The following is a 13,126-nucleotide window of genomic DNA, read 5'->3' as shown; positions in this document are numbered from 1 at the left end:
ACACCCGCACCTGGGCCGGGCTGCCCCGCAAGGGAGCGGCCGCTTACTGAGGGTCCCTCAACCACCTTGTGGCGACGGCTTCCTGATGGTTGAAAAGTCTCCTAAAAGAAGATCGTCGATGCTGCAACCGCGAACCGGAATCCCGGCGTCTGACCCCACATGCGATCTTCGGACACGATTGGTTCGAACGGGCCGATTCGTGCTGCCCGCTTCGGCGTAGCCCCGCGCTTACGCCCCTTCGTCGACGGCGTCGTCCGCCCGTAGCGCCGGCAGGGGTGGGGGCACCTCTCCAGGTGCGGCTCCGCCCTGCCCGCGCGCTGCTCGCGGGTGCCGCGCGCCCTGCCCGCCGCCCATGCCAATCCGTGATCACGGTGTGCATTCATAGCGTAACTCGCCTGATTCATGGGTGAGTTGTAGGTCGGGAGTGTGGTTCGCATTCGATTTGAAGGTCTGTTAGGTTCCTCCGGTCTTACATACGACAAACAGGGAGGAATCCCCATGAAGCTCTCTCGTGTCATAACCGCTGTCGCCGTCGGCGCGGCCCTCGCACTCGGTTCGGCCACCGGTGCCGTGGCCGACAGCGGCCCGAAGTCCGCCCCGCGGGTGGAGAACGGCGGCGCCGCGGACGCGCCCGACCGGGCCCGCGACGCGAAGGCCGGCAAGGCCCCGAAGATCGCCACCTACAAGGGCAAGAAGATGGACCTGGCCAAGGGCTGGGGCGCGGCGAAGGTCTGTTCCGAGTACCCGGACCTGACCATCAAGTGCTTCGACACCGACAAGCAGGCGCAGGCCGACATGGCGAACTTCGCCAAGAACGACCTCCGCGCCATGCCCAAGGTCCCGAAGGGCCGCACCGCCAAGATCGGCGCGAAGGCCGCCGCGGGTGGCCCCGCCGCCTTCGCGATCGGCAACGGCACCTGCTCTTACGGCTGGGTGTGCGTCTACGAGCACAGCAACTACGGCGGCCGCAAGCTCCAGTGGTCGCAGGACGGCACCAAGACGCTCGGCCAGTACGGCTTCCGCGACCAGGTCACGTCCAGCTGCAACAACGACGAGATCGGCGGCATGGGCCTCGTGGACTACCGCGACAACATGATCGACCCGGAGGTCATCAACGGTCTGGGCGGCTGCCTGAGCAACCTGACCAACGTCGACTACCCGGGCTGGGGCACCGGCTCCTGGAACGACCGCGCCGACGCGCTGTGGATGTGATCTGATCATCGTCCCCGGCCCTCAGGGCCGGGGACGTACCCCCTTTAGCCCCCACGGAAGGCCCCCCTCACATGACCGTTCGCACGCGCATCACACTGGCTGCCGTGGCCGTCCTGGGCCTGGCGATCGCGCTGCTCGCCTGGACCAAGCCCTGGGTCTCGGAGCCGGCCCTCGACGACCGGCTGCCGCGCCCGGCCACCGCGCCCACCCGGTAGCCCACCGGCCCGGCGCGGCCCGCTTGCACGGAACCCCTCCCGCGGCACTCCGGTGAGGTCTACGCTCCTGCTCCGGCAGGCGGGCGGGGGGGAGTCCGGATGGGATGGCGCAGCTCGGGCGGGTCGGGTGCCGTGGCCGCACCCGCGGGCGGCCCCAAGGTCAAGACCGCCGCCGGATACGCCTCCGCCGCACTCGCCGCCGTCGTCGTCGGACTGTTCGCGCTCGCCGCCAACGCGGCCACCGCGCAGTCCCGTTGGCCCGGCGTGCTGGACGTGCTGCGGCGCGACCCCTGGCCCTGGGTGTACGCGCTCGGCGGCGGGACCGTCGTACTCGCCGTGCTCGCGCTGCTGCTGCCCGCCGGGCCCGCCGGGGTGCCGACCGACCCGCCGCCGCCCGCGGCCGTACCCGTACCCGCCTGGGTGGTGAACCGCGACGAGGGCAGGCGGGCGGTCTCCGCGGTGTGCGGGCGGCGGGCCCGGAACCACGGCGCGGCGGTCGGGATCACCACCTCCCTCGAAGGCGCCGGCGGGTTCGGGAAGACCACCCTCGCCGGGTACGTCGGCGCCCACCCGCGGGTCCGCCGGCACTTCCGCGGCCGCGTCTACACCGTCACCATCGGGCGCGACGTCCGCGGGCGGGCCGCCATCGCGCAGAAGGTGGCCGAAGCGACGGCGTTCATCACCGGGGACACCACCGCCTTCGACGACCCCGACCGGGCCGGCGACCACCTCGGCCGGCTGCTCGACGCCCGGCCGCGGACCCTGCTCGTCCTGGACGACGTATGGGAGGCGGAACAGCTCGGCCCGTTCCTGCGCGGCGGATCCCCCTGCACCCGGCTGGTCACGACCCGCGTGCCGGACCTGCTGCCGGACGACGCGGTCCGGGTGCGCGTCGACGAGATGACCCCCGAACAGGCACGGGCCGTCCTCACCTGGGGCCTCCCGGAACTGCCCGCGGCCACCGTCGCCGGACTGCTCGCCGCCACCGGCCGCTGGGCCCTCCTGCTCCGCCTCGCCAACCGGCTGATCGCCGGGCAGGTCCGCACCGGCGCCGAGGCGGGGGCGGTGGCGGCCGCCGTACTGGCCCGGCTGCGGACCGGCGGGCCCGCGGCGGTCGACCGGGCCGGGGCCCGGCCGCCCGTACCGGCCCTCGACCTCGACGACCCGGCCCGCCGCGCCCTCGCCGTACGGACCACCGTGGAGGCCGCCACCACCCTCCTCCCTGCGGACGGCGCCCGCCGCTGCGCCGAACTCGGCGTCTTCGTGGAGGACGAGCTGATCCCCGTACCGCTGGTCGTCCGCTACTGGGAGGAGACGGGCGGCCTTTCGGAGGAGGAATCACGCTTCCTGATAGGGGAGTTGGACCGGCTGTCACTGGTCTCCCTCGTCCCGGACGGCGGCGGGCGGATCAGCCTCCACGACGTGCTGCGGGACTACCTGCGGGGGGAGTTGGGCGGGGCGGACGAGGTCGCGCGGCTGCACCGGGTGGTGGTGGAGGGGGCGATCGAGGACTTCTGCTGGGAGCGGTGGGAGACGGACATCCAGAGGTGGCCGACCCGCGACCGGCGGCGGTCGGCCGGCTTCCCGCCGTACCGGTACACGGGTCCCGGGACGTACGGGCTCCCCGGCGGGCCCTTGGAAGACCTCGACGGGTACCTCCTCGACCACCTCGTCGAGCACCTGCTGGCCGCCGGGCAGCCGGAACGCGCCGTACTGCTCGCGGGCAACCTCCGCTGGGTCGAACTGCGCCTCGACCAGCGCGGCCCGTCGGCGCCGTGGACCGACCTGAGCCGGATCGACCGCCCGACGGCCGGCCGCCTCGCCCGTGACCTGGCGCAGACCGCCCACCTGCTGACCCCGACCGAGCCTCCGGGCGTCCGGCAGAGCACGCTGTACAGCCGACTGGGGGCGCTGGACCACTGGCGGCAGCAGGTGACGGACCGGCTCGCCCGCCTGGCGGATGAACGCGACGAGCAGGCGCTGCTCGTCAACCACTGGGACATGCCCGACCTCCCCGACCCGGCCCTGCTGCGGACGCTCACCGGGACGGGCTCGGCGGTCCGGGCGGTGGTGTTCGGGCCGGACGGCGCCTGGGTGGCGAGCGGCGGCGAGGACGGGGTGGTGGTGTTCCACGATCCGGAGACCGGGCGGGAGCTGGCGCGGGGGCAGTGCGACGCGGGCGAAGTGCTCGCCATGGCGGCGAGCGCCGACGGCGGCCTTGCGGTGGCCGGGACGGAGAAGGTCTGCTGCTGGACCGCGTCGGTCGACCGTCGGTTCGAGCACGCACCTCATGCCGGGGCCCGCCACGATCAACGGGCGTCGGCCGCAGCCGCGGCACCGGACTCCGCGCTCTTCGTCACGGTGCAGGTGAGCGGGCGGGTGTGGCTGTGGCAGGACGGGCGGTCCTGGGAATCCCCCCTGCGACGCCGTGCCCCTGGGCCGATCAAGCTGGCCATCGCGCAGGACGGCAGGGCGGCCCTGGCATCCGGGAACGGTGTGGTGGAGGTCCGGCCGGGGCTGACCGGAAACGCGGATGCCCTCACACGGCTGCGCAGCGAGTTCGACGTGGCTGCCGTACACGTCTCGGCGCTGTGCTTCGCGCCCGACCGCGAAGAGGCGATCGTGGGAGACGAGGAGGGGCGCATCTCCCGCATCGACCTGATGTTCAGGACCCTGCGGCACGCCGTCCGCCAGCCCGTCCCGGTGTCCGCCCTCGCCGTCGCACCCCGTGGCGTCTGGTTCGCTACCGGCGGCACCGACGGCATGGTCCGGCTGTGGGACCGGTCCTCCGAGTCCTGCACGGCACTGCTGAGCGGGCACCGGGCTCCCGTGGCGACCCTCGCCGTCTCACCGGACGGCTCCCGGCTCGCCAGCGGCAGCCGTGACGGCACCGTGCGCGTGTGGGACGCGCGGGGCGGGGGGTGGCCGGCATCCGACACGGCTGCCGGGGCGGTGGCCGCCGTGGCGGTCACACCATCCGGCGCCGTCATCACGGCGGGGGAGGGCACCGGCCCCCGCTTCTGGGCCGCCCAGGACGAGAACCGGGCACCCCACCCCGACCGGCACGCGGTCACGCTGACAGCCCTGTGTCACGCACCGTCCACCGGCTGGACGGCCAGTGCGGGAGGGGACGGGCGCATCCTGGTGTGGGACGACGAAGCCCTGGTCCCGGTGCGGGAGTTGCACGTAGACCCCGGCGGTGTGAGGGCACTGGCTCTCGCGCCCAGCACCGGGCTGCTGGCGAGCCTGGACGCGTCCTGCACCGTCCGGCTGTGGGACGTCGGTACGGGTGAGTCCGTGCGCGACTTCAGCTTTCCGGGACCCGCACACGCACTCGCCGTCTCCGCGGACGGCGTGTGGCTGGCGGTGGGCGAGAACCGGTCGGTGCGGATGGTCCCTCTGCGGAACGGCAGGGAACCGTGGACGGTCGCCGTCGGCCCTACCGGAGTCCGTGACCTCGCCTTCTCTCCGCAGTCCGACCTGCTCGCATGCGCGGGCGGCGACGGCCTCCTCCGCCTCTGGCGCCCGGAACGGGACTCTCGTCGCACCGTCCTCGACGCCCGCTCCGGCCCCCTCCGCGGCCTCGCCTTCTCCCCCGACGGCCGCTGGCTCGCCGCCGTCGGTGACGCCCCGGTCGTCCACGTCTGGGACGTCTCCGCCGAGCGCCTCCACACCGGCGTCCGAACCGAAGGCAGCCTCACCTCCTGCGCATGGACCGCCGACGGCGCCGGCCTGGCCGTCGGCGGCGAACGGGGCCTGTACTTCTACGAGTTCCGGCCCTGAGGGCGGTGGGGGAGGGGCCCCCGGTACACGCGGGGCCGGCGCCGGCGCCGTACCGGCCGGCCCCCCCCGCCCAGTCACCCGCTCGCCCGCTCACCCGCTCAGGTGCTGCCGGGCGATCTCCCTCCACGTCACCTTCGGGCACCGCCCCTGCGGCCGCCGGGTCAGGAAGTTCGCGTACGGGACTTCCCGCGGCGGAGGGCCGATTTCCAGCCAGTGCGGAGTGCCGGTACGGTCCCAGCCGTCGTTCGGCATCCGGATGTGGTCGCCGCGGTGGTCCTTGTCCTTCGAGGTGATCTGCACGACCGTCGCGTACGAGTCGTACGCCTCCACGATCACGCAGTAGTGCTTCAGCGTCTCCGTCGGGTCGTCGCGCAGCGGGACCATCGCCAGCCAGACCTCGGCCGGGCGCGGCTGGATCCGCACCGCCGTGCGCGTGCCGGTGCGCGGGCCGCCACTGCCGACCGCGATCGGGCCGTCGTACGGGCGCTGCCGCGGCGCGTACCGGCTGCGGATCCCCTGGAAGACGAGCAGGGCGAGCACGCCGGCGGCCGTGATCTCCAGCAGGCCGGACGCGAACGACACCAGGAAGTCGCCGTCCTCGGCGCTCATGCCCCTGCGGAGCTTCGGCTCCAGCCGGCCGCCCAGCCAGGCTCCGAGCGCGGCCCCGCCCGCGCCCGCCGCACAGAACAGCGCGGTGTGCGCGGCCAGCAGCCCCGGCCGCTCCTTCGGTGACGTGCGGCCCGCCGCCATCCACGCCAGCAGGACCGCCGTGAGCAGGGAGAACAGCCACACCCACGGGTTGAGCAGCAGGGCAGGCCGGGCCCCGTCCGGCGGCGGTTTCATGAGCAGCGGCAACACCGCCGGCAGCGCCAGCATGTACCCCGCGACGAAGAACCCGGCCAGCGACAGACACCCCGTACCGCCGCTGCCGCCACTGCTCTGGTGCCGTACGGCCATCAGCCCCCCACCCACCCCGGATCGTGCATGCGCCGACCCTAGCGACGCCTCCGGCCGGCCACGCCGCGTTTCCCGATCCCAAGCTCAGATCCACCTCAGAAGATCGACAACGCCCTCCCGAAGCGCGGCTTCCGCCCGTACGTTCCGCCCATGACCACCCGCCGCACCTCCACCGCAGCCCTCGCCGCCACCGCCCTCCTGGCGGTCCTCCCGGCCTGCTCAGCCCAGGCCGAGTCCGGACCCCAGGCGGCCCCGAAGCCGGTACGCCCGGTCTCGGCCGCCGCGGCGGACCGCGCCGACCGCGCCGACCGCGACGCCGAAGCCCGCGCGGAGATCGAGCGGCTCATCGACTTCGGCGACGTGGACTTCGCGGACGGTGACGGTGACGGTGACGGTGACACGGAAGACGGGGACGAGGGCGTGGACGGCTCGTCCGTGGCCGGAACCGGAGACCTGGCGGACGGCACGGCCCTCGTCCGCGCCGGCTTCGTCCCCGGCACGTACCGCCTCTCCGTCGTCTGCCGGGGAGGCGGCCGGGTCGGCGTCACGGTCGCCACCAAGCCCGCGACCACGTGGTCCGAGGTGTGCGACGGCCGCCTGCACGGCCGCGTCGTCGAGCACCCCGCCGACGTCCTGGAACTGGACCTCACCGCCCGGTCCGGCGCCACCGGCCCTGTCGGCTACCGCCTGGACCCCGCCTGACCCGTTACCCCGGAGCTACCCTGGGAAGGAAGGGACGGGGGGCACGGCAGACAGCTGGCAGGTGTCAGATGAGCAGCTACATCCACTTCGGTGACGAGGTGACCCACTCCGGTGACCACACCGTCGGCGAGATGACCCACGCGGGCCCGCCCGACCCGCAGCAGGCCGTACGCGAGCTGGCCGCGGCCGCCCGCACCATGCGCCCCGAGCTGACCTCCACCGACGGCAAGGTCCTCGACGCCTGTCTCGCCGCCCTCCCCCCGAACCGCTCCCTGGACGCCCCCCAGGCCCAAGACGCCCTCACCCGCCTCACCGGCCTCGCCACCACCGCCGGCCTCCCCGGCACCCCGGTGAAACAGGCCATAGAAAACCTCCCGATCCCCGGCACCTTCTGACGTCCGCCACCCATGTGAGCCCGCGCGGGACCACCCCCACATGTGGTCCATGTCAAGTCCGAATTGGGTGAAACCGTCCCGGCATGCATACCGTCCTCTCATCTGGGAGACGGTCAGCAAGCAACGGGGACGGGGCAGTCGATGGGGCTCAAGGGGAAGTACACCGCGCACATAGCCGTGGCGGCGTCGGCGGTCGGGCTGAGTCTGGCGGTGTGGGGGGCCGCGGTGCTCACCGACGGCGAGGCCGCCGCGCGGGAAGGCGGCCGGAACGGGGCGCACGCGCCGCAGCAGAAGGTGCAGGAGCCGGCGAAGGTGCCGCCCGTGAAGGTCCCCGAGGGCATCGCGCACGACGCGGAGGCCGGCGGGCGGGCCGTGAACATCACCATCGACGACGGCCCCGACCCCCGGTGGACCCCGCAGATGCTGGAGATCCTGAAGGAGAACGACGTCAAGGCGGTCTTCTGCATGATCGGACCGCAGGCGAAGCAGTTCCCGCAGCTGGTGAAGCAGGTCGTCGCCGACGGGCACCGGCTGTGCGACCACACCATCTCCCACGACACCGCCATGGACAAGAAGTCCGTCGCCTACCAGAAGCAGCAGATCCTCGAAGCGAAGAAGATGATCGAGGACGCGGCCGGCGGCGCGAAGGTGGAGTACTACCGGGCGCCCGGCGGCGCGTTCACGCCGAACAGCCGGCAGATCGCCGCCGCGGTCGGCATGCGCCCGCTCGGCTGGAACGTCGACACCAAGGACTTCGAGCGCCCCGGCACCGGCGCGATCGTGCAGACCGTCAAGAACGAGGTCTCCAACGGCCCGACCATCCTCTTCCACGACGGCGGCGGCGACCGCGCCCAGAGCGTCGCCGCCCTCCGCCAGGTGCTGCCGTGGCTCAAGGGCCAGGGCCACACCTTCAGCTTCCCGGTGCGCACCACCCTCGACAAGGCGCCCGCCACCCGGTAGCCGCCCCGCGCGGCGGCCGGGACCGAGCCGGGCCCTGGCCGGGTCCGCCCCCGGGACCCGCAGGACACGCGGCGAACGGGTGAGGGTCGGTCACGGGCGGCGGCCGCGGGTGTTCCCTGGTCCACGAACACCGGGCCACGAACACCGGTCACGACCACCCGCCCGCGACCACCCACCGCACCCCTCAGGGAGCCTCCGTGAGCATCGCCCCCGGCCACCTCTCCGACAAGACCGTCGCCGCCTTCGTCGCCGCCGTGAACAGCCACGACGAGACCGCCTTCTACGGCCTCCTGACCGCCGACGCCACGATGTCCGACGACGGCTCGGACCGGGACCTGCGGGACTGGGCCGAGCGGGAGATCTTCTCCTCCAACGGCCACATGGACGTGGAGACGGAGTCCGACGGCGGCCGGTCCCTCATCGTCGGCTACCGCAACGACACCTGGGGCGAGATGCGCACCGCCTGGCGCTTCACCGTCACCGCCGACGGCAGCCGCATCGCCCGCTTCGAAACCGGCCAGGCGTAACGACACGGGACGAACGGCGGCCGACCCGCCAGGACCGGCCGCCGCACATCCCGCTACGCCACGACCCCCAGCACCGCCGCCGTCAGCGCCTCGTTCTCGGTGCCCATGCCGCCCGGGAAGAAGAACCGCCGCCGGGTGTACGCGTACGCCAGCCCGGTCGCCGGGTCCGCCCACGAGTTGCCGCCCGACGCCCCCTGGTGTCCGAACGCGCGCGGCCCCACCTGCGGCTGCGTCTCGAAGCCGATGCCGAAGTGGTCCTCGCCGCCCGTCACCCGGTCCGTGCCGGCCGTGTACAGGCGGGCGAACGCGTCCGCCGTCTCCGGCTTCAGCAGCGGCGCCAGCCCGTCCACCCCGCTGATCGCCGCCGCGTACATCCGTGCCACCCCGCGGGCCGTGGCCACGCCGCCCGCCGAGGCCGGGCCGAGCGCCCGCACCCGCGGGTGGTTGCCGTACTCGACCATGTCCATCGGCGGCTGCCGGTGCCAGTTGAACGCCACCGTCATCAGCTCCGACGGCGCCGGCTGGCCGACCAGCGCCGCCAGCTGCTCCTCCGTCGGCAGCTGCGGCAGCACCGGTGCCCACCGCTCCCGGTCCGCGTCCTTCAGCCCGAGGTGGAAGTCCAGCCCGTACGGCACCCGCACGCGCTCCTCGAACACCTCCTGCACGGACTTCCCGGTGACCCGCCGCACCACCTCGCCGGTGAGCGCGCCGATCACGAACGCGTGGTAGCCGTACGCCGTCCCCGGCTCCCAGTACGGCTCCGCACCCGCCAGCCGGGACGCGAGCAGCGCGTCGTCGGCCAGCTCGTCCAGCGAGAAGCCCTCCGGTACGTTCACCAGCCCCGCCTTGTGCGCGAGCAGGTCGCGCAGCACCAGCCTCTCCTTGCCGTGACCTGTGAACTCCGGCCAGTACGAGGAGACTTCGCGGTCCAGCTCGAGTACGCCCTCCTGTACCAGCAGTGCGACCACCAGGTGCGCGGCGGCCTTGGTGATCGAGTACACCGGCCCCAGGGTGTCCGGCCCCGTGGCCGGCCCCGCCCACAGGTCCACCACCTGGCGCCCGTCCCGGAAGACGGCCAACTGCGCCTCGGGATGGTGGCGTTCGGCCGCGACGACCGCCTCGAAGGCGCCCCGTACGGACTCCCAGCCCGCCTCGGTCGTGCCCTGTACCGCGCCCGTGTGGTCCGTCATGTCCGTAACCCCCGTCGTGGAATTCCGTGAACTGCCGTACACGCAAAGCGCGAACGCCCGTGCGAACGCGCACGGGATCGGCAACCTGCTCCGCAACCCCGCTATTCCGGGCTCGTACGGGTGAATGCACCGAACGGTTCGTTCCGGCCCGCCGGACGGGCGCGTTGACCCGGGCATGAAGCGCTTCCACACCGCCGCGCTCGCCACCGCGGCCGCCCTGTCCGTCCTCGGCCCCGCCGCCCTCGCGCAGGCCGGCGGCCCCGGACCCGGCCGCACCACCGGCACCGGGACGGCGTACCTCCAGGACCCGGCCGGCGGCAACACCGACATGAAGACCGCCTGGACCAAGGGCGACAAGCACAAGCTCAGCGGACAGTTCCGCTTCCACCCCGGCATGGACTACAAGCTCAAGGACAAGCCGGGTGCCCCTTCCGAGTGGGGGGCCAAGACCCCGGACCTCAACACCCTCGTCCACCGGCCGAAGTTCGAGTTCACCTACGAGATCGCCACCCAGGTGATCCTGAAGAAGGGGCTCAGCGAGAAGAAGGGCAAGCACCCGGTCACCCTGCACGCGGTGCTGCGCGACGCGAAGGGCGGGCAGATCGCCACCGTGCACGAGGCGCGGGCGGACGCCCCGGCGACGCTCACCAAGTCCTTCCCGCTCGGGAAGAAGGTCGCCTGCGACTCGGGGAAGTACACCGTCACCTGGTCGGTCACCCGCACCGGCGCCGAGCCGGCGGAAGTCGGCGGCACGGTGAAGTGGAACGCGAGCTGCAAGGAATTCCGGGACGCGCTCAGCCACTGAGCCGGTCCCGGCAGGGGCGGGCCGCCGCTCGGGCACCTCGTGGGTGGGGTCCGGGCGGCCGGCCGGGCACCGGTGCGGTGCCGCGCGTCCGACGCCGAAGTCGGTGGCCTCCGGGGCAACGGCCGAAGCCGGCGGCCGAAGCCGGTTGCGAAACCGTCGGCCGAAGACGCCGGCCGAAGACGAAGCCGCGGTCAGTTCTTCGCGGCCAGGCCCCGCGCCCGCTCGGCGATCTCGTCCAGGACGGTCTTCGGGTCGCCGCCCGGCTCCACCGCCCGCCCGACGTTCCGCTTGATGGTGTCGCTGACCTGCAGCCAGGACGGCTTGCTCACCGGGTACAGCTGGGCCGTGCGCAGCGCGGCGAGGAACTGCTCGTCGCTGTCGTCGAGACCGCCGCCGGCGGGGGTGCGGGCCGCGCTGGTGGTCGACGGCAGCAGGTGGTAGCGCCCGGCGAAGTCGCTCAGGTTCTTGTCCTGGTAGACGAAGTCGAGGAACTTCCCGATGTCCTCCCGACGGCCGTTCTCCTTGAACGCCATCATCCAGTCGGCGACGCCCATGGTCGGCGGCTCGGAACCGTCCTCCATCCAGTCCGCCACCGGCATCGCGACCGTGCCCACCCGGATGCCGCGCGCCTTCGCCTCGTGGGCCAGCGACGGGTAGCCGTTGAGCATGCCGACCTCACCGCGCAGGAAAGCGGCGAACGCGTCCTTCCGGTTCAGCTTCGACGGCGCGACCGGGCCGGTCAGGCCGGGCGTGACCAGCTTGTCCTTGATCCAGCGCAGGGTCTGGACGTTCTGCTCGGACGCGATGCTGTAGCCGCCGCTGCCGTCCGCGTAGCCGCCGCCGTTGCTCAGCTCCCAGATCATCGCCTCCGCGTGCGCCTCCTCGGGGCCGAGCGGCAGCGCGTACGGGGTCGGCACGCCGTCCGCCTTCAGGGCCTCGGCGGTCCGCTTGAGCTCGGACCAGGTCTCGGGGGCGGTCGCCCCGGCCTTCTCGAACAGCGCCTCGTTGTAGAAGAGCAGCCGGGTGCTGGCGACGAACGGCAGGCCGTACAGCTTGTTGCCGACCGAGCCGGCCTCCGCGAGCGGCGGCAGGAAGTTCGCCTCCGCGGAGACGGTGAGCAGGTCGGAGGCCTCGTACAGGCGGCCCTGGGCGGCGAAGTCGGAGTACGCGCCCATCAGCGCCATGTCCGGAGCCTCGCCCGCGTTGACCATGCGGGTGACCTCGCGGTCGACGTCCTCCCACGGGTGCAGGGTGACCTCCACCTCCAGGCCGGTCCTGGCGGCGAAGTCCTTGGTCACCTTGTCCCAGTAAGAACGGGAGCTGGTGGCGGGGGAGTCGCCGTACTCGGCCGCGACCAAGTGGAGCGCGTCCCCGCCGGAGCCGAGGGAGGAGCCGCAGCCGGCGAGCGGACCGAGGAGGGCGAATGCGGCCACGGAGGCGACCGCGCCGGAGTGTCTTCGTCGCACGGATCTTTCCTCTTGATCTTGTTTCGGACAGTGCGTCCGGAATTCTCTCCTTCTTTCTGGCGGAAAAGGGCGTGCGAACGCGAGGTGTGGCCCATGCTCCAACCGGTGCTGTTCCGGCTGGTGTCTTCCCATGAGGAATGGCCGAATCGGACGCGCGTAGACGTCCGCGCGCGTCCGAAAAGCGGACATCGGCGGTTGTCGTACGAAGGGGACGGCGACGACCCGGGGGCCGGAATCAGCCCGTGAACTCGCCCGCGTACGGGTCCGGCTCACCGGTTTCCGGATTGCGCCCCGCCTGCCAGCGGCGCTGTGCCTCGCGCCAGTGCACGAAGCTGAGCGGGCCGCCGTCCCAGAAAGTGAGACTCACGGGATTCACGTCGAACTCGTCCGAGAACAGCCGGTGCAGGAACTCCGCCATCCCGTACGGATAAAGGGTGAAGGGCTCGGCCGTGTGCCGTCCGCACACCAGGACCGGCCAGCGGTCCGGGTCGGGGTCGCTCGTGTGCCAGCACAGTATGTCGTCGCCCGCGGTGACCCCCCAGGCGAGGATGTGCTCCGGGTCGGCGGCGAAGACCGCCGCCCCGCCCTCCTGCTCCCACGCCAGCCGGGCGTTCCCCGTCTCCTCCACCATGTCGGCCGGATCCCACCGCGGCCCGGCCGTCGGCAGCGGTACGAGGATGCTGGCCTCGGCGTTGATCCGGCCGGCCCCGTAGCGGGCCATGAACGCGACGAAGTCGGCGGGAAAACGCGTCCCCCAGACGGCCTCCGCGGCCGCCCAGTCGACCCGCTCGTCGGCGCCGTGCACCGGGGGCATGAGCTGTTCCAGCGCGGTGATCTGCGCGGTGGTCCGCACGTTGTCCGTCATGCCCGCTCCCCTGGCCGCCCGTGCCCAACCGCCCCAACTTACCGTGCCC

General features: G+C 72.8%; 12 protein-coding genes. 8 read left to right on the top strand and 4 right to left on the bottom strand.

Annotated elements, in window-relative coordinates; translation table 11 throughout:
• Window positions 1-498 precede the first annotated feature (498 nt).
• The 3 genes from LG634_RS34095 to LG634_RS34085 all read left to right on the top strand — a co-directional run bounded on the left by LG634_RS34095 (window position 499) and on the right by LG634_RS34085 (window position 5,210).
• Window positions 499-1,212 (top strand): peptidase inhibitor family I36 protein, encoded by a 714-nt coding sequence (locus LG634_RS34095; protein WP_226739823.1) that lies wholly within the window; start codon window positions 499-501, stop codon window positions 1,210-1,212.
• Between the two features lie 71 nt (window positions 1,213-1,283).
• Window positions 1,284-1,427, top strand: coding sequence for a hypothetical protein (locus LG634_RS34090; protein ID WP_226739821.1), 144 nt, complete (start codon window positions 1,284-1,286; stop codon window positions 1,425-1,427).
• Between the two features lie 99 nt (window positions 1,428-1,526).
• Entirely contained in the window at window positions 1,527-5,210 is a 3,684-nt protein-coding gene (locus LG634_RS34085) for an NB-ARC domain-containing protein (RefSeq protein WP_226739819.1), read from the top strand.
• Window positions 5,211-5,300: 90 nt separating this feature from the next.
• Here the strand turns inward: LG634_RS34085 and LG634_RS34080 are convergent, their stop codons facing one another.
• The gene (locus LG634_RS34080; protein ID WP_226739817.1) at window positions 5,301-6,167 is read right to left on the bottom strand and encodes a hypothetical protein; all 867 of its coding nucleotides are present in this window, start codon (window positions 6,165-6,167) and stop codon (window positions 5,301-5,303) included.
• Window positions 6,168-6,317: 150 nt separating this feature from the next.
• Here LG634_RS34080 and LG634_RS34075 point away from each other — a divergent pair, with 150 nt between their 5' ends.
• From LG634_RS34075 to LG634_RS34060, 4 genes are all read left to right on the top strand, one after another.
• Window positions 6,318-6,869 (top strand): hypothetical protein, encoded by a 552-nt coding sequence (locus LG634_RS34075; RefSeq protein ID WP_226739815.1) that lies wholly within the window; start codon window positions 6,318-6,320, stop codon window positions 6,867-6,869.
• A 68-nt stretch (window positions 6,870-6,937) separates the two neighbouring features.
• The gene (locus LG634_RS38095) at window positions 6,938-7,264 is read left to right on the top strand and encodes a hypothetical protein (RefSeq protein ID WP_264203953.1); all 327 of its coding nucleotides are present in this window, start codon (window positions 6,938-6,940) and stop codon (window positions 7,262-7,264) included.
• Window positions 7,265-7,405: 141 nt separating this feature from the next.
• Window positions 7,406-8,224 carry a polysaccharide deacetylase family protein gene (locus LG634_RS34065; protein WP_226739813.1) on the top strand — a complete coding sequence of 273 codons (819 nt, stop codon included), beginning with the start codon at window positions 7,406-7,408 and terminating at the stop codon, window positions 8,222-8,224.
• Between the two features lie 197 nt (window positions 8,225-8,421).
• Window positions 8,422-8,751 (top strand): nuclear transport factor 2 family protein, encoded by a 330-nt coding sequence (locus tag LG634_RS34060; protein WP_226739811.1) that lies wholly within the window; start codon window positions 8,422-8,424, stop codon window positions 8,749-8,751.
• Window positions 8,752-8,804: 53 nt separating this feature from the next.
• Here the strand turns inward: LG634_RS34060 and LG634_RS34055 are convergent, their stop codons facing one another.
• The gene (locus tag LG634_RS34055; RefSeq protein ID WP_226739809.1) at window positions 8,805-9,941 is read right to left on the bottom strand and encodes a serine hydrolase domain-containing protein; all 1,137 of its coding nucleotides are present in this window, start codon (window positions 9,939-9,941) and stop codon (window positions 8,805-8,807) included.
• 175 nt (window positions 9,942-10,116) lie between these two features.
• On the opposite strand from LG634_RS34055, the gene LG634_RS34050 reads away from it, so the two are divergent.
• Window positions 10,117-10,746, top strand: a complete 630-nt coding sequence (locus LG634_RS34050; RefSeq protein WP_226739807.1) for a hypothetical protein — start codon at window positions 10,117-10,119, stop codon at window positions 10,744-10,746.
• 191 nt (window positions 10,747-10,937) lie between these two features.
• Here LG634_RS34050 and LG634_RS34045 read toward each other — a convergent pair whose 3' ends face one another.
• Window positions 10,938-12,212, bottom strand: coding sequence for an extracellular solute-binding protein (locus LG634_RS34045; RefSeq protein ID WP_226739805.1), 1,275 nt, complete (start codon window positions 12,210-12,212; stop codon window positions 10,938-10,940).
• A gap of 235 nt (window positions 12,213-12,447) precedes the next feature.
• On the bottom strand, window positions 12,448-13,077 hold the full coding sequence (locus LG634_RS34040) for an SMI1/KNR4 family protein (RefSeq protein WP_226739803.1): 630 nt from the start codon (window positions 13,075-13,077) through the stop codon (window positions 12,448-12,450).
• Window positions 13,078-13,126: the final 49 nt, after the last annotated feature.

Origin of the sequence: Streptomyces bambusae, assembly GCF_020532645.1 — a bacterium.
Lineage (GTDB): Bacteria > Actinomycetota > Actinomycetes > Streptomycetales > Streptomycetaceae > Streptomyces > Streptomyces bambusae.
Note: the sequence above shows the minus strand (reverse complement) of the source record. Positions and strands in the feature narration are given on the sequence as shown.